The sequence below is a fragment of the Legionella jordanis genome, from assembly GCF_900637635.1.
Classification (GTDB): Bacteria; Pseudomonadota; Gammaproteobacteria; order Legionellales; family Legionellaceae; genus Tatlockia; species Tatlockia jordanis.
This window is the reverse complement of record NZ_LR134383.1, coordinates 1,505,486-1,525,311: the sequence shown is the minus strand read 5'-3', so window position 1 is coordinate 1,525,311 and position 19,826 is coordinate 1,505,486. Positions and strand designations below refer to the sequence as shown.

Sequence of the window (19,826 nt, the reverse complement as noted above, 5' to 3'; positions counted from 1 at the left end):
TTAAAGTAAATCCAAATGTAATAATAAGGAAATTCAATGAAAAAAATAACTCTTTTTGCCTGTGCGGCATTTATAAGTGTAGATATCTATGCTGCAGCATCCCAGTTGTCTGGTACTCCAGAACAGCAAATCCAACAATTAAATAACCAAATCCAAAGCCAACTCAAACAGTTGCAAGACCAGCAACAACAGCAACTGACAACCTTAAATAACCAATTGCAAAACCAAATCAAACAGACACAAAGTCAATTGCAGAGCCAAATTCAGAAGTTAAATCAGGACACCCAAAATCAAATGAAACAGCTGCAATCCAGTTTGGAGCAACAAATTAAGCAAGTTCAGCAACAGGCTGTTGAGGCAAAATCTAAGCCTTAGAAGAACAAAATTTAACTTTAGGCTCTTTGGAAACCACCAATCAGACAGCAGCAGAAAACTGATAATTCAATCTTCAGTTCAGAACGTTCTGCTGCTCATTTTAACTTGATGGATAGCTTCTGAAAGTATTGTTTGGCACTCCTGAAATTGACCCGGGGAGTTTTCATTAATATGCAAAATAATTTTGGGCATTTTGAATTCATGTTGATATTTACTGCCCAATGCATCCATTAATGCTGTGATGCTTTCAGATATGCTGTATTTTAAACCGCCTGTTCCCATTAAAATAAGATGAATCTCAATAGTATCAGGCGGAACCTCATCCAAAGCTTTTAGATAACCGCCTGTGAGGGTCTTCAAGGGTTCTTTGGAATGTTTCCTTTCTGGAATGTTCGTTGTAATCACATCTTTGCATTCTTGAAAAAAGCCTACACTCTTTTTTGTGCTCCCTGCTAAATTACTTGGCAGAATAGTAACTACACCAGACCCGTGATAAGCCGGCTTCCCTAAATTAATACTCTCTAACCGTAATTCAATGCTGCTGTGCAAAAATTCAAAACAGATTCCATGAGAGGGTTTATTCTTTTGATGGACGTGCCGTTGAATATGGGAGCTTCTCATCGAAGCGTCGCATTCTCTGGCCATGAGGTTGAAGAGTGTCTCACTGAATTCAGGTACAAAACATGTAATTTCATGTTGTTCTAACACAGAATAATTGTTTTTTAGCGTTTCGAAAAAATATCTTGCAGTCTCTTGTGCTGGATTAGCAAATGCTCCACAGCCGGGCATTAGGCAAATAATACTGATGGATTTCTGAATTTTGTTTGCTCGAAAAAATTCACTCAGTTCAACTGCCTGGAAACATTGCCCTTTAACTCCTTCCTCTATCATTAGTTTTTGACTTTCCTCACTTGGATTTTGCAAAATTTTATTCGAAGTACAATGCTGATCCATTGGAGAAGTATCGAAAGTACGACGGTCAGCCGCCGCATAGCTAACCACAGTGATAGGATAACTTTGCACCTGTTCCCTAAATACGTCAACTAGAGACTGGAGCGGGCTGGAATCTGAAAACCAGCGCTCGGAGGTAAATCCCTCAATGGGTACTTCGTAACAATTATTTTGCATTTCAAAATAAATTGGAAGGGATTGTGGATCATCCGGATCGGGCTGCGAAAGAAATAAATCACTTAAAAAAGCTTGCGATTTGAGATAATTTTCTGAATGCTCAACAACATTGCTGATGATGTTCAACATCATTTTTAGATAACGCCCTTGGAAACGGATTACGTCAATGTCTGGGAAATTTTGAGCCTCGGATGGGATCGTGCTTTTATCGGTTGCCAGATTTCGCTTATGAACGTTTTCAAAATGAAGCAACATTTTCCATCCAGCGTCAGTGTGACGAGCTATTAATTCCTCCACTGAACCCTTGTTGTACTTCGCTGCGCCATCTCGGTGGGAGTTAGCCGCATCATTTACTACAACATGTTGGCCTAATTCAATTTGTGATTTGATGAGCTGTATAACATCACCATTCACTAAATGGAGGCCATCTTTTTTCACATCTGAATGTGGTTTTTCCGGAATAGTTGCCAGTTTTATATTGAGCTCATCTTTTTCCAATATTTCAACAAACTGTCTGACATGCTCGGGATTTTCAAGAGCTTTCATTAAAGCCTTTACAGTTGTTGAGAAATTGCCCTGAGTTAGGGCTTCTTCTGAGACATCAGAAAGAATTTTTCTAAATTCATCTGAATGATTGCGTATCAATAGAATCAAAAAGTGAATTTGTGTGAGCCAGTATTGCTTTCGGGCTCTAAAGTCTTCCTCTTTAAGGGAAATGTTCATTAAAAGGGCGGAAACAGTTTCAAATCTATTCTTTTGCGCCGTTTGGATTTGACTGTAGGTTTGAGGGTAACGGCTTAAATACTTAGAGATTAGAACATTAAACCCAAATTTTGAAACGCTATACATGAAATCCCCTAAAAATTTCTGTTATGCCTCAACCAAAGAATCCCTCAGATGTTTTTGTTATCGGCCTTATGGGTTAATATTATACTTTATGTAAGCATAATGCTCAATCCCGCTTATTTCGGAACATGTTTTGTGCCGAAGCCTGAACAGTAGGCATGATGGATAAAACAGAAATGTCTACATGCGGAGGTCTGGTCGCGGAATAAAATACTGCATCAGCGATATCTGCAGGGGATAGGGGAGTAAAATCATTATAAAAAGCTTTTGCTTTTTGTTTATCATTCCAGCGCACTTCGCTAAACTCCGTTTCTACTGCTCCTGGAGCTATTTCTGTGACTCGAATTGCAGTACCCAGCAAATCCAGGCGCATTGATTTACTAATCGCTCGCACGGCATGTTTCGTTGCACAATAAACATTTCCCCCTGGGTAACATTCTTCACCAGCAACGGAACCAATGTTTATTACATGTCCATGATTGCGCTCTAGCATACCAGGAAGAATCTTTCGGCTGACATACAAAAGCCCTTTGATATTGGTATCTATCATTGTATCCCAATTTTCAATATGTCCTTGTTGCAAAGGATCACTGGAAAGGGCAAGTCCGGCATTATTAATTAAAACATCAATGGGCTGCCAGTCTTTGGGGAGGTTGGAAATTTGAGTGTCCACCTCCTCTTGGGAACGAACATCCAGGCGCAAAATGTGACTTTTCGTGCCATGTGCTTCTTCCAGATGCTCTGCAAGGGTTTTAAGCCTTTCTGTTCGTCGGGCTGACAAGATAAGTTTCGCTCCACTGGCCGCAAAGATCCGTGCGCAAGCCTCACCAATGCCGCTTGAAGCACCGGTAATAAAGATAATTTTATTGTTCATAGTTTGCATGTGGCTGAACTCCTGAGGAAAACTGTCATTGATGAAGCTGAAATTTTAACCATTATATTGCCATGAAATAAAAATAAAAGGGATTTACTGCACGCCGAATGCCAGGATTAATTATAGAAGGATGCGCTACTAAATTTATTTTGCATTGAGATTTTTAAAAAAAATTATTAGGATAAGCCGTTTAACCGGTGAACACAGGGTTTGGTGCTGATTTGAAATCTCTTGCAATCATTGGGGCTGGGGGCCATGGAAAAGTTGTAGCCGACGCAGCACTCTGCGCCGGCTGGAGTAATATTGTTTTTTTCGATGATGCCTGGCCTGATGTAAGCAAAGTAGGGGTTTGGGAAGTCATTGGCAGAAGCGAGTCTTTTTATTTGAATTCTGCACATTTTGACGCCGTTGTTGTGGCCATCGGTAATAATGAAAAACGTTTGTCCATCTGTCAGCATTTACTCAGGAACAATATTCCCTTAGCGACTGTCATTCATCCAAGGGCAACCATTAGCCGTTTCGCCAATATCGGGATGGGAACTGTGATTTTTGCAGGTGCGGTAATTAATCCGGATGCTAAAGTGGGTTTGGCCTGCATTATCAACACAGGAGCAACCATTGATCACGATTGCAATTTAGGTGATGGCGTACATATCTCTCCAGGGGCTCACCTGGCAGGGAACGTGCGCATTGCTGACTTAAGCTGGATCGGCATTGGTTCGGCTATACGCCAACAAATTGAAATAGGCTGTGCTGCAACTGTTGGAGCTGGGTCTGTTGTAGTAAAGAATGTTCCAGATTACAGTACAGTGATGGGGGTTCCTGCAGAAATCCACTGCAAATCTCATTCTGCTCATGAGCAGATGAAATCCGACTTTATGGAATCCTCAATTGTTAAAATAGATTAGTGCATTCACAACAACTAAAGACCACATCTTTCTAGCTGTTGTAATTTTTATGAATGTTACCAAGCTGTATTTTTTTGCTGCGAGCTCTTCATCAACAGATGAATGAAATCAAGGCTAGTGTAGTCGGATTTAAATTTAATTCCATTTATAGGCTTGTGTAGACAGCGCAATATTACCAAGAATTTCATGTTGTCACTTCTACCAAAATATTTGGCAACAAGATATCATCTATACATTCTTTTCTGCCGAAATGAAATTTGGAAGTTCAGGTTGAATAAAACAGGAAGTGTAAATGAGAAACATTAAACCGTTATCCTTAGTGATTATGGTTTTACTGGTTTTATTATGTGGTTGTCGTGCCATCGGTCCAAAAGTGGTTCATCGGGACCGCTACGATTACAACATCGCTTTGGCCAGCAGTAATAAACAAGAGCTTTTATTAAATTTGGTTCGTTTACGATACGATCAGGTTCCTATGTTCCTTCACGTGGGAGCCATTTCCGCCAGCACCAAATTCACTCGCACAGGCTCACTCACAAGCCGGGCTTTTTTTCCGCAAACAGGACCAACCAGCGGAGAAGGTACAGCATTTGCACAACTTGATTATTCGGAAAATCCTATTTTTAATTATTTGCCTTATGATGATAAACAATATACTACTCAGCTGCTCAGAATGACCTCTCTGAAGGAGGTCGCATTATTACTGCAATCCTCCTGGAGCATAGCTCAAGTCTTTCGCCTGGTTTTACAACAAGCAGGTACTGCTGTAAATGCACCTAGCGCTGCACGATCCACATCAAGTTACCCTCCCCAATTTAGAAGTTTTTTAAGCATGACTCAGGTGCTTGCAAAAATGCAACGCAACAATGCCATTCAATTAAGTTATCACATGACGAAAGATAAAGTTGAAGAGCTTGTGCTTCAACTCAGTCCGAATTACACGCTTAGTCCTCAGGATAGAAGGATTTTGCATCAGGCCGGTATCAGCATTCATCAAAATCGTATTGTTTTTTCGAATACACCTGGGCCGCACAAAGCTTATGTGTCTACACGATCTGTTTTAGGCATGATGAATTACCTTTCCAAAGGCGTCTTGATACCTCCAGAAGACGCCAGGGCTCATCTGCTCACTATCACTCGTTACCCGAATGGTCAAGTATTTGATTGGCAGTTGGTTTTAGGCAATATGATGACGATAAGGTATAGTGACAAACCTCCAACCTGTGCAACCGTTGCTATTCCCTATCGAGGGCATTGGTATTATATTGATGATCGCGATGGTAATTCGAAGAAAACATTAATTCTTCTATCCAATGTTGTGGGACTGATTGCCAGTATTGGACAAGATGATCAAGGGCCTCCTATTTCTTTAACCCGTTTGTCATAGCAGCCTTTCCATAGTGAAAGACTGTCTTGTTTTAAACTATCTAAGCTCTGGGGGTTTTGAAGTAGGGGACTCAACAGCATGCTCCGTGTGAGTGCCTACAATCTCATGCAGTGCGTGTTTCATCATTCTGGTAGTAGCCATCGAAGTCTCGGCTTTTCTTTGTGCAAGCCATTCTTCCCTTTCTCTGACTTTCCCTTCAAATCGCTCCCTACTTTCCTCTGAAACCACAAAATTATATCCATCTGCATCCAAAACAGCCCCATAGTTAAATGAAGCTTTAAACCCGCCGTAGAGAGTATGAGCTATTTGACCTACCCATGCTGCAGCCGCTTTTCTTCTCATTTTTTCCATGGAAATATCATCGAGGCTAGACTCATCGATGACCCGCTCACTCAGCTCGGTATATTCAGCAGCAAAAGAGCTTGCGATTAAGTTCTCGGCATGTAAATCCTCGCCTGGGTCCGCGAGGTCTGCCAAAAGTTTTTCCTGTGCTAAAAACAAAGCAAGCTCATCATCCCTGAGGTCAACCTGATAATGTTCCAAAGCTCTATTCACTCTCGCTACAACTGCTTGAGGAGAGCACTCTTCCAAAATCCTTCTATTTTGACTTTGCCAATATTCAGGTTTTGCCTGGTCAATAAAAACTGCCTGCCCAACTACATAAGCAGCCTGCAATTTATCACTCATGCGAGGTTGGTATGGGGGTAAGCTTAAATCTTTATAAAGCGCATAAGCTCCTGTAGCAACCATGGCCGTTCTAGAAGCCATCCTTACTCCATTTTTAAGCGTCATGATCGTCCCTTTTATAATCCTTCATAAATAATAATAGGACTTTATGGACAATTTGCTTTCTATAAGCTCAGGATTATGGGTTTGCAAGACGCCTGTTCTTTATTTAATCCTCCTTAAATTGTATAATTTGCGCCCATGTCAATGATTAGGAATTTATTCAAAAAGGAAATTATGCTTTTTTTCCCAAGAGCAAGCGCTGCGGTATCGCGTTATCGTGCTACAAAGAATTATAAAACCAATCAACAATGTCAGAATGATCTATTAGGTCTCCCGGATGAAATGATCATTCACGTTTTATCTTTTCTCAATGACTCGGAGAGAGCAAAGGCAGATTCATTATGTAAACGTATTAGACGCCTTAATCATGATAAGGCTTTAAGCACAATTCCACAAAAAGCTTACAAAAAACCAGAATTAATCAGAAATCGAGACAGAGATATTTACTGGACAGGCTATTTGACTGAACGTTACATCGACTTTCTTTTATCGTTTATGGAGAACGGTTTAGGTGGTCATCTTTCTGAAAGGTTTAATTCAAAGTTTTTTTGCATCCTGTTTTTATTTTTATTGCCATTATTGATTAGCTATATTCTTCTGATTTATATTCCAATTTTAATTATCCTGCATGCAGTTTACATCCCTCTTTTATGTTTATCCGTTTCAATGGACACCGTTAGTTATGCTTTTGCCCTCGGCCTTGACCTTACAGATTGGTTGGCTGAGTTCATAATTGATGCCGTTAATCACTATCAATTTGGTGAAATGAGTGATTTTGCTTTAGAAGAAAACAAGCTGCAATCTCAGTCCTTTAGAAAATTTAGGCAACAAGAAAGGGCGGCATTCCCAACTATAGGTGAGGACAGCTTCCATATTCACCCACTATGGCACCCATTGCATCCTTAAACATTTGGCAACACAAACATTTTAAGGATGCAATTAAGCATAACTTCAGACAGCATGAATCTGAAGGTTGGGATACTCATCTGCCATACAGGCTTGCGGTTCAGCCCACATTTTCAGATTTTCTCTTTTAGCCTCAGTAACAGCAGGTTCAAGAGAACGAGCGAGTTGATTATGAGCAAAACATTTAATAAAACGACTGCCAATCTCAAAGCGCTTTTGATCGCTAATGGATGGATTTTGTAATGCAGCAATGGTATGGGCACTTGCATCACTGGAAAACAGCCCGTTTAAACCTAATAAACCAGATAACCCACATGCTCTTGCTGATTTATATTGATAATACTCGCTGATGATGTCATTCACTTGAGCCAGAGTTAGGCCAGGTGAAGATGCTGGATCTGTGTACAATGAATTGCGAATGGAACTTGCCCTTACATCAAAATTTTTTACAATGCCCTTTGTTGCATACTTGTGGTGGATTCGGTTGTTTTCTTGAGCGACACCAACAAAGTGGGCGGGGTAATAATCGATTCGAATGTTGGATGCGTTAACCACATCGCCACCGATTCGTTTCAGCCGGATAAAAAATGCTTCTGCAATTATTCTGGCCTTGTTAATAGGGTCGCACTGGAACAATTTGATTCTTAAGTAGTTCCTAGGTTTAAAGAACAGACCATCTTCTTTCATCCGATCGGCCACATCCGTTATCTTAATCTCATTCTTTCCATCGCTAACTTTTAAAAAACCAGAGAGGCTCGGAAATGAACTTACCAGCTCAGGATCATTGATTTGTGAGACTAAAGGATTGGCAGAGACATTGGTACCATGCATAAACAGATAAATTTTACTATGGTCAGGTATATCCATTAAGCCTTTTTGGCCATAATAAGTGACTTTGACTTGTCTCCCTTTTTGCGCTTCTGCCTCGATCCAGATCTGTAGAGCTTCACTCTCTTTTTGAGGCATTTCAGATTGTTTAGTAGGAACATACAAATAAAAAGTCATTGTCATACACCCTAAAGACATTTAGTTCTTTATTTTAACACATAGCACTTCCGTAAGTCATTATGTTCTACAAATTAATCTTTACTTTTTAATTAACTAGATTTTTTGAATCAAATACAAACTTACATGTATTTACTCAGTCGGTTGAGGAAATATGTTGCTCAAATCCATCACCCTGTTGACATTAATTCAAAGTATCCCCTGGAGTGTTTTGTTAATGACAAATATAATCATGATTTTTAACACAACCATGAAAACAATTTTACTATTAATTGCTTCTAATTTTTTTATGACCTTTGCCTGGTACGGCCACCTAAAAACGCTCAACAACAAACCTGTGTACTTAGCCATTCTGGTCAGCTGGAGCATTGCTTTTTTTGAGTATCTCCTACAGGTGCCAGCGAACCGTATAGGTTATCGACAATTCGACTTGGCACAGTTAAAAATTATTCAAGAAATAATAACAATGTGCGTTTTTGCCTGTTTTGCTTATTACTACATGAATAAACCTCTTGGGTTAAATTTTTTATGCGCAGGTTTATGCATGATAGGGGCAGCTTATTTTGTATTTAAAAATTAATTACTTAGCCTCTGATCTATACTTTAATTACTGTAAAGAGCAAGGGAGCCATTCTCATGGAAAAAACAAAACATTCTCACCCAGGGCAAAATAAAGACGAACAAATTTCAGGCCAAACCTCGCATAATAATCATAAAATATCCAAAAAACCGGCGACAAAAAAGGGCCATGGGCACACTGATCCTTCCAATCCCGGCATGAATAAACCAAAACAGTAGTGTGCTTGGTCAATAAATTGATTAGTGCTCCTCATCAATTTGGATATTGAATCTGCCTGATGCAAGACCACAGGCATTTTTAGCAGTGACCCTCAAGTCGAAATTATCCTGTGCCTCGGCATCAACACTAATTACGCCAGAGTGTGCATCAATGCTTAAGTTATTTCTGGGATTTATTGCATGATAGGAAATCGAATAACTTAGGTCATCTCCACTAAAATAGGGAGCGATTTTAATTTCGGCCTTAGTCGTTGCAATAATATCCCAATTATCCAGAGACTTAATCAGTTTAGGCTTTTGAAATTTGTCACAAGCGATGTTGGCTGTTGCCATTGTGCTAACTAGTACTAATAGAAGGGCAAAAATGGGATATGCTCTCATACTAACTCCTTAATTCATCCCTAGCCACTCTATAAATATAATGCAAAAGTATGAATTATTTAGGATTGCTCTGATAAACAAGGCCCAAATAATCTATACTGATGGAGCAAGTTGCCTTTATTAGGAATAGACATGAAATACCCCTCAACAAAATCTCACAAAGCAAGCAAGGCAACGATTTCCCCGAAGGAACTCAAACAGGTCTCTGGTGGAAGACGAGACAAGGGCAGAGAAGACATCATTAACAAAATTAAACCAGCAACTGCTACATAGCCTTGTCTTTTTAAATCTTCTTTATAGTAACAGCTCCACAACATGAGCAATCCATTGATTGTCTTTAAGCATTAAACTGTTAGTCCGCCCGTATAGTTTTTTTCCAGATGTGCAATGGGTTAACACGGCGAGTGCTTGATCACAAGGGAGGGAAAAATAATTCCGATTTGCTGATTTCGTTGATATATGATGATTTAGTAAGGACTTACCAAAGGGAATATTGGATGAAAGCACATCTTGTGTCACTTCCTTGGGTAAGGTATTGAAATTCATGGTTATCAAAGCCAGTTCAACCACTTCGAATTCCTTCTTCTCTTGAGCTATCTCTGGATTATTCCTCGCTTTATTGTGATCAATTAACATTAAAATCATCCGAAAATAGCTGTTTGTTGCTTCATTTTTCTCTGCATAAATCGTTTTAACGATTGCTTTGCGTTGATAATAGGTTTCAATGCCTTGCGTCATTAAGGGCTGGGTTAATAAAAAGCGGTAGGGCATGGGCAAATTAGATGGACTAGTGATTTTTCCAATTTTGCGGGCTTTAGAAAGGGTTTGTATCGCTTCTTTTAATGCTTGGGATTGCGAATTTGCCTGCGCAAATGAATTTGGGATTGCTAAAATTATCGCCGTGGCAAAGCAAAGGACAAATTGTTTTCTCATTGTCGTTCCATTTAATGAGGAGATCTTAAAGAATGAATCATAACTTAATTGCGGGATATAGGGCATGGTTAGTCGGATGTATTTTCTTAGAACAATGAATCCATGATATACTTGATTAACCTAGCTTCTGTTATGTATGACTAACAAGCCTTATTTTCTCTCCAAATCTTCATCTACCAACAGAGTATAAGCTGACGAATTTAAGTAATGTTCAGTTAGTTAATTTTTATAGGAAACAAAACAACATGAGTTTTAAATTATTAGGTTTAGTAGAGCCCCTGGTTCGTGCTGTTAACGAATTGGGTTATCTAGAACCTTCGCCCATCCAAGCCCAAGCCATTCCCGCCATTTTAAGTGGTAAGGATGTCCTGGCCTCAGCGCAGACAGGAACAGGTAAAACTGCCAGTTTTGTCTTGCCTATTCTGCAAAAATTAAATGAAAAACCTCGTGCTAAAAATAACCGCACCAGAGCATTAATAGTTACTCCCACACGGGAATTGGCCGCACAAGTCCATGAAAGTATTATTCAATACGGGCGTCATTTGTCCCTTCGCTCTGCTGTAGTTTTTGGTGGGGTAAAAATTAATCCACAGATGATGAAATTACGCAGTGGCGTAGAGCTCCTGGTAGCCACCCCTGGGCGACTGCTGGATTTACAGCAGCAACGAGCCATTCAATTGGATGATGTTGATGTCTTGGTGTTGGATGAAGCTGATCGGATGCTGGATATGGGGTTTATCCATGATATAAAACGCATCATTAAGTTATTGCCTGCAAACCGACAGAATTTGATGTTTTCTGCTACTTTTTCTGATGAGATTCGCACTCTGGTTAAAGGGATATTGCAACAGCCACTAGAAATTGACGTAACCCCACGCAATACCACTGCGGTTGCTGTAAAGCAAACGGTTCACCCGGTGGATAAAAGCCGTAAATCGGCTTTACTTAGCCATCTGATTCATAAAAATAAACTGGGGCAGACCTTGGTATTTTCTCGAACCAAGCATGGTGCAAACAAATTAGTAAAACAATTGGCTGAAGACCATATTCATGCTGCCGCCATTCATGGTAATAAGTCGCAGTCACAGCGCACCAAAGCCCTGGCTGAATTTAAATCAGGAGAGTTACATGTTTTAGTTGCGACAGATATCGCAGCACGTGGAATTGATATCAATCAACTCCCTTGTGTTATTAATTACGATCTTCCCCAGGTTGCCGAAGATTATGTGCATCGCATTGGCCGTACCGGCCGGGCAGGAGCCTCAGGATTGGCCATTTCTTTAGTCAGTGCAGATGAAGTAGGGCAACTGAATGCAATCGAACGGTTAATCAAACGCAAACTGAACCGAGTTGAAATTGATGATTTTGAACCGACACATAATGTTCCTCAGAGCACATTATCGACTCCCAATAAAAAAAACTTTCCCTCTAACTCAAAAAAGAAAACATCTGCCTTTTCAAAACAAACAACGAAGCAAAATTTTGGCAGACGTAAATAAATTGCAGGATGATAAGGTGAGTCCCATTTATCTTATCTAAAGTGCGGATCCTTTTAATCGCTGAAGCGCATATCCTAGTCAGAAGATACAGCCTTCAGCGAAACCATCATTGCAACGAATTATCCGCGCACTTTGAGTGTACACGAGAGAGCTCTTATAGCAGGCTAATTGCTTTGCGAAAATAGAGTAAAGTGCTGTAGAAAAAAATAGAACCAATAAGGGCTAGTGCTGCCAGTTGCGGCCATATAATATCCAAACCTGCTCCGCGAAATAAAACGGATTGAGCGAGCATGACAAAATGGGTAATTGGAGCAGCAAGCATAATTGTACGTACCAGCTCAGGCATATTTTCCCTAGGAGTCATGCCTCCTGAAAGCATCTCCAAAGGTAGAATAACCAGGATCAACAGCAATCCAAATTGGGGCATCGAGCGTGCTATGGTTCCCATAAAAATACCCATAGACGTTGTTGCAAATAGATTCATGGTGCTCCCTAAAAGAAATAAAAAGATGGAGCCCTCAATTGGAATCGCCAATAGATGACGTACTATAACAATCAGTGAAAAGGTACTCACCACTAAAACCACTAAACCCATTGCACAAATTTTACTGGTCATAATTTCGAAAGGGGTAATAGGCATCACCAATAAATGTTCTATAGTGCCATGTTCCCGTTCGCGAAGAAGCGCTGCCCCAGTAAGGACAATGGACAACATGGTTATGTTGTTGATAATTTCCATAACTGCGCCAAACCAGGTTTTGCTCAAGGTGGGATTGAAGCGAACCCTCATTATCAGATCCACGGCTGGTACAGCAACTTCACGATAATGTTTTAAAAATTCAATGATTTCCCCACTAATAATGGTTTGAATATAACCTGAACCAATGAATGCTTGACTCATACGGGTTGCATCAACATTTAACTGAATGGATGGTTTACGTCCTGCTAACAAATCTCTTTGAAAATCGGGTGGTATGTCCAGGGTGAACGTATAAGTTCCAGAGTTCATGGCTGAATCAATTTCCGTTAACTTGATGGGAACAGGACGAGTAAATTGGGGAGGATAAAAAGCATCTGCAATTCTTTGCGATAAAGGGGATTGATCTTCATCAACTACAGCGATAGGCGTATTATTCAGCGTCTCAGGCATAGCCGTTGCGGCAGCATAAACAGAAACTGTAAATGCAAAAATAATTAATGCCAGCATGATGGGATCACGGAGCATTCCACGTAATTCCTTAGTTACGAGATAAGCTATATTACTAATCGCCATGAACTACTCCTGCTTTTTTATGAACACTAAGCAAAGGCCTAGTAAAATCGGAACCGTAAACAACAAGGAAAAAAAAGGTCTGTATAGATCACTAAATCCAAGACCTTTGGAAAAAACTCCACGGGATATATCAAGAAAATGAGTAACAGGGTATATCCTCCCAATTATTGCACCTATGCCTTCCAATGATGATACAGGTTCAAGCATTCCTGAAAATTGAGTGGCAGGAAGAATGGTTAAAATTGCTGTACCAAAAATCGCGGCAATCTGGCTGTGCATGAAGGTGGAGATCAAAAAACCCATGGAGGTAGCTATTACCACATAAAGAAATGCCGCAATGAACAAGGTCAAAAAACTTCCGGTGACTGGTACTTTAAAAAAGAATATGGATAGCGTGACCAGAGATAGAAAATTGACCATGGCCAAGCCAATATAGGGTAGTAACTTCCCGAATAAAAATTCAATGCGGGTAACTGGGGTAACATATAAATTGATAATGGAACCCAGTTCTTTCTCGCGCACCACAGCTAGTGCAGTCAGGATGGCAGGGATCAGCATCAGGAGGAGGGGGATTATTGCCGGAACCATAGCCGGTAAGCTCTTAACGTCTGGGTTGTAACGGAATCTTGTCTCTATATTGAAATAATCCAGCAAATTGACTTGCTGCAATTCATGGATATTTGCGACCAACCAATGCTGATGTAATCCCAAAATATAATTTTCTGCTGTTTCTGCGCGTTGAGGCATAACTCCTTCAATCCAAGCTCCAATCTCCACTGTTCGGCCACGCTTTATATCTCTCGCAAAGCCATTTGGAATTTCAAGGGTCAGATTCAATTGGCCGGAGCGCATTCTTCTGTCTAATTGTTCGTAATTCTGAATGGGTGGGTACTCACTAAAATAGCGTGAACCGGCGATATTAAGCACATAATTCTGACTTAAAGTGCTTTGATCTCGATCCCATACTGCAAAAGAAAGATTCTCAACATCCAGATTAATGCCATAACTCATAATAAGCATTAAGATGACGCTGCCTAAAAAGGCCATCACTGCCCTTATGGGTTCACGAATCAGTTCAAGCGTTTCTCGTCTGCAGTAACTGTACATTCGCCTTGCATCAAATGCTGCCTTGCTTTGAGCTTGTTCCACCGAAAAAGAGTTTTCTCTAGCATTATCTATTGATGAGGAAGTCTGTGTTTTCGAAGTTTCATTTTGTGCTTCCTCAAGATAACGGATAAATGCCTCCTCGAGAGTTTTGGTTTTTTTCATTTCAATTAAATGGCTTGGCTTATCACTGACTAATACCTTGCCTGCATGCATTAAAGATATTCGATCACAACGTTCCGCTTCATTCATAAAATGAGTGGAAATAAAAATCGTAACCCGATCGTTTCGCGACAAATCAAGCATTAATTGCCAAAATAAATCACGGGCTAAGGGATCTACACCTGAAGTTGGCTCGTCCAAGATTAAAATTTTCGGCTTATGAAGCACCGCTACAGCTAAAGAAAGTCTTTGTTTGTACCCTAAAGGTAGAGCGCTCGGAAATTCATAGATTACCTCAGTTAAATAAAACCGCTTCACCAATTGATTAATGCAAGTGTTTAGATCTTCTTTAGGTAAATGAAACAAATGCGCATGCAATAACAAATTTTGAGAAACGGTTAATTCTGTATAGAGTGAGAAGGATTGCGACATGTAACCAATTTGACGACGTATTGTTAAGTCATTCGCATCAACGGTTTTACCAAAAAGCCAAACTTGCCCGTCACTGATTGGTAAAAGCCCTGTCAGCATCTTCATCACCGTCGTTTTACCGCAACCATTTGATCCCAAAAACCCAAAAATTTCTCCGCACTCAATCCGAAAATTGACTGAGTCGACCGCAGTAAAGTTGCCAAATTTCTTAGTCAAATGGTTTGCTTCTATAGCAACTTCAGAGTGTTCCTGTTGCACTCGTGGGCGCATAACTACTCTTTGATGTTGTTTCTGCTGTTCTTTGGTTAATAAAGAAATGAATGCATCCTCCAGGGAGGATGTATGGGTTTGAGAAAGCAAGCTCTCATATGTGCCTGTAGCTAAAATTCCTCCATCATTCATCGCGACCAACCAATCAAATTCTGCTGCTTCGTCCATATAAGCAGTGGCCACGAGGACAGTCATCCTGGGTTTATTCCTACGTATCGCACTGATTAATTCCCAGAATTGGCGCCGGGATAGCGGATCAACACCTGTGGTAGGTTCATCCAGAATAAGCAAATCAGGTGAGTGAATCAGAGCACAGCATAAGCCAAGTTTTTGTTTCATTCCGCCAGATAATTTGCTTACAACGCGATCCTTGAAGGGTAAAAGCCCTGTAATAGCCAATAATTGGACAATGGACTGTTCGCGTTCCATTCGGCCATGTCCAAATAAACGCCCAAAGAAATCGACATTTTCAAAGATTGAAAGGGAGGGATAGAGATTTTTTCCTAACCCCTGGGGCATATAGGCAATACGCGTACATACCGCATTACGGTGCCTGGCGCTTTTCATATCGCCGTCTAAGATCCTTACACCTCCTTGTTGAATTCCACGCGCTCCTGCAATTAAGGACAGCAAGGTGGATTTCCCAACTCCATCCGGACCAATAAAACCCATCATACAACCGGCAGGGAGTTTGAGATTAATTTGTTTGAGTACCTGAATCTTGCCAAACCAGAAGCTAACATTATCCACCAGACCAATAAGTGAAGGCTCTTCAATCATTTGGTACATTCACTTTTAGGTTGGCAGGCCATTCACTTTTTGGATTCAACTGGACATAGGCCATGCCTGGCAAACCAGTTTTTACCGCATGGATGTGCTTTTTTAACAGTTTAGGAGAAATTCGAGCTTTAACACGGAACATCAATTTTTGTCGTTCACTCGCTGTTTCAACTGTTTTGGGTGTAAATTGGGCTACGTCTGCGACAAAAGTCACTTTTGCCGGTATTACGTATTGAGGAATAGCATCCAATACAAGATGGACAGGGGCCCCAATCTGAACCCTTCCAGCCTGTTCTGTTGGTAAAAAAAAGACCATATATACATTGGTGAGATCCACCATATTTAATACTTTCCCCCCAGATGAAAGCACCTCACCTGGTTGGGCAACCCGAAATTGAATGCGTCCATCTAATGGTGCAATCAAAGTACTGTCTTTGATTTCAACCTTCAGACGCTCTATGGTGGCATCCGCCGCCTCAACAGATAATTCAGCCGCCATAACCTGCGCATTTGCATTTGCAATTAAGGCATCTTTTTCTGCAACCTGAGCATTGGCAGCTTTTAATCCCGCTTGCGCACTAAAGAAAAGGGCGCGCGTCTCATCCAGGCTATCAACTGAGGCCGCTTCTTTGGCCACCAATTTTTCAACTCGAGATAAGCGATTTCGTGCTAAATTTAATTCAGCCTCGCGCTGAGCCACTGTAGCCAGAGCAACTTCTTTTTCATTTTTCCTTTGGTTAACCTGAAATTTGGCACTGACGACATTACTTTGAGCTTCTTTGTATCTGGCTTTTGCTTCTCGAAGCTGGGCTTCAAGAGAGTCTGTATCCATAACAGCAAGTATCTGGCCTGCCTTTACAAAATCACCTTCATCGACCAAGATATTTTTAATTCTGCCAGCAATTTTAGTGTCGATATCAACTTCAATCGCTTCAATTCGTCCATTGCCACTGGCGAAATCACTACCCATATCTTTAGGTTGGAAGTATTGCCAGAACAGGAATAACAGGATAATTACAGTAATTACAGCTAAACCTAATAACCATTTCGACTTCATGTCATGTACCATTTGGAAATCCTTTATAGGCCATCATTCTTCCTATCAGGCTTGCCGATGGGGATATACTTTAATAAAGAGCTTATTACATGGTAATAGTGGTCATCTCAGTGTACTACCTTGGATAAAAAGAGCAATACAGCGCTGATGAAGCATGGGGAATACTACAAAGAAGACCCATGCTTTCCAAAAATAATAAGAGCGGCTTTCAACAATTAGTGGAGCAGAGTTTCCATGTTCTGTCTCGTCGTAAAGCGTTTGGCAATTTGCAAGTAAGGATATTCCAATGACCCTTGGGAAAGATTCATTAGAATCTATTATTTTTCTAATAAGATAATATCCGTCCCTCGAATACGAGAGATTTTTTGAACTGTGATTGACGTTCCCTGTAGAATTTCTTGAGTTTCTAAAAATAAATCCAGACCATGATGTTTTAATGATCGCAATAAGAAATAAGCTTTTCCTTTGTTTGTAAGGGTATTTACTATAGCTAGAATATAACTCTTAAAAGAGCTATCCAAAAAAAACCTACAACGATTTTTAAATTGAGATGGGGAAAGCGTCCCATGGTCTGGTAGAAAATAGGGGGGATTGCTGATGATTAAATCAAATTTGCCCGTCCATTCCGTTTTATGTAATTCATCATAATTTAAAAGATGCCAACGACATTGGAGTTCGGGTCGATTAATATTAGCTAAATTCTGAAAAAAGTGTTCCGTATAAACATTTTGAATCTCAATAAAATCAATATGCCTTAATTCGCGAAGATGCCAGGAGAGCTCAAATCCAATGACTCCACACCCGGCACAGAGATCCAGTACTTTTAACGATGAAAGATCCAGGGATGATTTAAATTGTGTCGCAACAAATTTTGCAAGATGAACCGAATCTAAACTGAAGTGGTATTCATCAGGTTGTTGATAATTATAAGTATATTCTATGATTGGCTCACTAGACATAATATTATTTTAAAGCAGTATTTTGGAATTTTAATATTCATCAAATAATTGATCCACTAATGCAAATACAAAGTACCCTCGTGTTTGCTTTTTATTACTGTTGCTGACGTATCGGCCTTAAAAGGTCTTATGTTCTATCATGACTTGTGAAATGCAAGCAGGGAGGGTCTTTTGTTGCACCCAGTGAGTGGATTTGTCAAAATAATCATCCATTTCCTTTAAAACCGCTCCATTCAAAAACGCTCTAATGAAAAAGTTAATCAACAAATCATTGATGTTAAAATTTGTAATGCTGTATTTGTATTCACCAATTGATGAAAACATGATACGGGTTTTTAAGGAATTTTTAGATATCAGTCGTGATGAACTTGATTTCATTTATACGTTGCAGAAGTTTCAAAAAGACATACATTCTATACCTCATCCCAGTCGTTATAAAAAAAGAAATTTATTCTTTTGTAATTTGGTTCAGGAATCAGCTCATTTCAAAAAATTAAACGCACTGTTTGATTTCTATTTAGCACCAAACCCAAGCCAAGCAACCTGGTCTGAAAATTGGTCCTACTTTTGCCATTGGACTAGCCTCCATGTATTTAAACATTATAGAAAGTACATAAGTGCTTGGTATTTGTTTGGGAGTGCGTACTTAATATACTTAATTGCTCCCATGGTTTGGGCTAAATCTGTTTGTGGCCACTCTTATCAGTTTCAAAATTTGACGCATAATGGATTGTGCTTAAATCCCAATGAATTTGTTTTAAACAATTCGCTCACCATCTATGGCTCGAGCAATCACTTTTTTACCGAATTGTTATGTCGCAATTGTGATAATGGTCATTTTTACTTTGATAAAAATAGCATTTATGGGCCAATTATAGGAACTCTCAGGGATGATTATAAAACAACAAAATATTACAACGGTAAATTTTTCAAAAAATACATATCCGACGAAGAAGCTATTAATGCCTTAAAACAAATCCGAGCCATTTACTCGCAAATTGAAAAAGGGGAAATTTCTTATTCTTTGTTCTCTTTTTCATGCATGGATTTTACGCAAATGATTTATCAGGCAGCGGGTGGAAAGGAAGATTTGTATAAAGAATTCACGCAACAGCGACTTTCAGGATTAACAGGGGCATGGGCCACTTTAAAATATAATCGTTTTCATTATAAGTTTTGGTTATCCGCATTGACAGTGCTCTGGCAAATGCCTTCTATCCAGGAAGAGATCGATCAGTTTGAAGAACAACTTATATCTTGCATGGATAAAAAATCAGAAAATGACGACCTCATCTACTGCCAACAAACCCCATCTGGGGAAAAGTATCCTGAGGGCTATCAGCCAAGCTATCAACCAACTGCCGAATTTCAAGATGGAAATATCAATTATCTATGTAGGCCATAAATAGGGATATACATAGTCTTACTGTGTTTTACAATAAATCTGCCGGTTTTTTCAACAACCCGTTTTCCTTTCTATAACAAAGTGTTGCGTTAATTTCTTTTATGATAAGCTCTTTCAGTAAACAATTGGGATAGTTGCTATCATTCTAATCCCTAGGCTAATGCGGTTATTCTTTTTTGCCCAATACTGAAGCAATAATGTGATTACTCACTAGATTTAAAATCCAAACCTGAGCTAAGGGCTTGGAGCGTATAGGCCAGTAAACTAATAACGAATTTAAGTCTGTGGAAATAGATATAGAAGGATTCTGAATGCGTTTTTATTACCTCGACTTCATGTCATGTACCATTTGGAAATCCTTTATAGTCCATCATTCTTCCTATCAGGCTTGCCGATGGGGATATACTTTAATAAAGAGCTTATTACATGGTAATAGTGGTCCTCTCAGTGTACTACTTGGATAAAAAGAGCAATACAGCGCTAAGAAAGCTCTATACCAAAGATGTTAGTAATTTTTTTTCGTTGATAAAGTGGGATTTTCTGTTGCTGAAATAT

19 protein-coding genes are annotated in these 19,826 nt (G+C 39.7%); 8 read left to right on the top strand and 11 right to left on the bottom strand.

Annotated elements, in window-relative coordinates:
* Window positions 1-36 precede the first annotated feature (36 nt).
* Entirely contained in the window at window positions 37-375 is a 339-nt protein-coding gene (locus EL203_RS06800) for a hypothetical protein (RefSeq protein WP_058471030.1), read from the top strand.
* A gap of 78 nt (window positions 376-453) precedes the next feature.
* Here the strand turns inward: EL203_RS06800 and EL203_RS06795 are convergent, their stop codons facing one another.
* On the bottom strand, window positions 454-2,352 hold the full coding sequence (locus EL203_RS06795; protein WP_058471031.1) for a hypothetical protein: 1,899 nt from the start codon (window positions 2,350-2,352) through the stop codon (window positions 454-456).
* 103 nt (window positions 2,353-2,455) lie between these two features.
* On the bottom strand, window positions 2,456-3,232 hold the full coding sequence (locus EL203_RS06790; RefSeq protein ID WP_058471032.1) for an SDR family NAD(P)-dependent oxidoreductase: 777 nt from the start codon (window positions 3,230-3,232) through the stop codon (window positions 2,456-2,458).
* A gap of 188 nt (window positions 3,233-3,420) precedes the next feature.
* Between EL203_RS06790 and EL203_RS06785 the strand changes: the two genes are divergently transcribed.
* Both EL203_RS06785 and EL203_RS06780 read left to right on the top strand, forming a co-directional pair.
* Window positions 3,421-4,131 carry an acetyltransferase gene (locus EL203_RS06785; RefSeq protein WP_064108399.1) on the top strand — a complete coding sequence of 237 codons (711 nt, stop codon included), beginning with the start codon at window positions 3,421-3,423 and terminating at the stop codon, window positions 4,129-4,131.
* A 292-nt stretch (window positions 4,132-4,423) separates the two neighbouring features.
* Complete coding sequence (locus EL203_RS06780; protein WP_058471033.1) at window positions 4,424-5,518, top strand: hypothetical protein; 1,095 nt, start codon at window positions 4,424-4,426, stop codon at window positions 5,516-5,518.
* 36 nt (window positions 5,519-5,554) lie between these two features.
* On the opposite strand, the gene EL203_RS06775 is transcribed toward EL203_RS06780, so the two are convergent.
* Window positions 5,555-6,286, bottom strand: a complete 732-nt coding sequence (locus tag EL203_RS06775; RefSeq protein ID WP_058471034.1) for a hypothetical protein — start codon at window positions 6,284-6,286, stop codon at window positions 5,555-5,557.
* Between the two features lie 195 nt (window positions 6,287-6,481).
* On the opposite strand from EL203_RS06775, the gene EL203_RS06770 reads away from it, so the two are divergent.
* A complete protein-coding gene (locus EL203_RS06770; protein WP_058471035.1) occupies window positions 6,482-7,213 on the top strand; it encodes an F-box protein in 732 nt (243 codons plus the stop codon).
* Window positions 7,214-7,258: 45 nt separating this feature from the next.
* Here EL203_RS06770 and EL203_RS06765 read toward each other — a convergent pair whose 3' ends face one another.
* Window positions 7,259-8,218: a hypothetical protein gene (locus EL203_RS06765; RefSeq protein WP_058471036.1), complete on the bottom strand. Its 960-nt coding sequence runs from the start codon at window positions 8,216-8,218 to the stop codon at window positions 7,259-7,261.
* Window positions 8,219-8,435: 217 nt separating this feature from the next.
* On the opposite strand from EL203_RS06765, the gene EL203_RS06760 reads away from it, so the two are divergent.
* Window positions 8,436-8,798, top strand: coding sequence for a DMT family protein (locus EL203_RS06760; protein ID WP_232004046.1), 363 nt, complete (start codon window positions 8,436-8,438; stop codon window positions 8,796-8,798).
* A 56-nt stretch (window positions 8,799-8,854) separates the two neighbouring features.
* The gene (locus EL203_RS14380; RefSeq protein WP_156413824.1) at window positions 8,855-9,016 is read left to right on the top strand and encodes a hypothetical protein; all 162 of its coding nucleotides are present in this window, start codon (window positions 8,855-8,857) and stop codon (window positions 9,014-9,016) included.
* A 21-nt stretch (window positions 9,017-9,037) separates the two neighbouring features.
* Here EL203_RS14380 and EL203_RS06755 read toward each other — a convergent pair whose 3' ends face one another.
* From EL203_RS06755 to EL203_RS06750, 3 genes are all read right to left on the bottom strand, one after another.
* Window positions 9,038-9,397, bottom strand: coding sequence for a cadherin repeat domain-containing protein (locus EL203_RS06755; protein ID WP_058471037.1), 360 nt, complete (start codon window positions 9,395-9,397; stop codon window positions 9,038-9,040).
* A 155-nt stretch (window positions 9,398-9,552) separates the two neighbouring features.
* Window positions 9,553-9,714, bottom strand: a complete 162-nt coding sequence (locus tag EL203_RS14585; RefSeq protein WP_156413825.1) for a hypothetical protein — start codon at window positions 9,712-9,714, stop codon at window positions 9,553-9,555.
* Complete coding sequence (locus EL203_RS06750) at window positions 9,692-10,330, bottom strand: hypothetical protein (RefSeq protein ID WP_064108400.1); 639 nt, start codon at window positions 10,328-10,330, stop codon at window positions 9,692-9,694. Before EL203_RS06750 ends, EL203_RS14585 begins: the two co-directional genes overlap by 23 nt.
* 245 nt (window positions 10,331-10,575) lie before the next feature.
* Between EL203_RS06750 and EL203_RS06745 the strand changes: the two genes are divergently transcribed.
* Window positions 10,576-11,829, top strand: a complete 1,254-nt coding sequence (locus EL203_RS06745; RefSeq protein WP_058471039.1) for a DEAD/DEAH box helicase — start codon at window positions 10,576-10,578, stop codon at window positions 11,827-11,829.
* Between the two features lie 154 nt (window positions 11,830-11,983).
* Here EL203_RS06745 and EL203_RS06740 read toward each other — a convergent pair whose 3' ends face one another.
* The 4 genes from EL203_RS06740 to EL203_RS06725 all read right to left on the bottom strand — a co-directional run bounded on the left by EL203_RS06740 (window position 11,984) and on the right by EL203_RS06725 (window position 17,866).
* Window positions 11,984-13,102, bottom strand: coding sequence for an ABC transporter permease (locus EL203_RS06740; RefSeq protein ID WP_058471040.1), 1,119 nt, complete (start codon window positions 13,100-13,102; stop codon window positions 11,984-11,986).
* Window positions 13,103-13,105: 3 nt separating this feature from the next.
* Window positions 13,106-15,850, bottom strand: coding sequence for a ribosome-associated ATPase/putative transporter RbbA (rbbA, locus tag EL203_RS06735; RefSeq protein WP_122224932.1), 2,745 nt, complete (start codon window positions 15,848-15,850; stop codon window positions 13,106-13,108).
* Window positions 15,843-16,907 carry an HlyD family secretion protein gene (locus EL203_RS06730; protein WP_232004044.1) on the bottom strand — a complete coding sequence of 355 codons (1,065 nt, stop codon included), beginning with the start codon at window positions 16,905-16,907 and terminating at the stop codon, window positions 15,843-15,845. Before EL203_RS06730 ends, rbbA begins: the two co-directional genes overlap by 8 nt.
* A 317-nt stretch (window positions 16,908-17,224) precedes the next feature.
* Window positions 17,225-17,866, bottom strand: coding sequence for a methyltransferase (locus EL203_RS06725; protein WP_082647117.1), 642 nt, complete (start codon window positions 17,864-17,866; stop codon window positions 17,225-17,227).
* Between the two features lie 247 nt (window positions 17,867-18,113).
* Here EL203_RS06725 and EL203_RS06720 point away from each other — a divergent pair, with 247 nt between their 5' ends.
* On the top strand, window positions 18,114-19,271 hold the full coding sequence (locus tag EL203_RS06720) for a hypothetical protein (protein WP_126320104.1): 1,158 nt from the start codon (window positions 18,114-18,116) through the stop codon (window positions 19,269-19,271).
* Window positions 19,272-19,826: the final 555 nt, after the last annotated feature.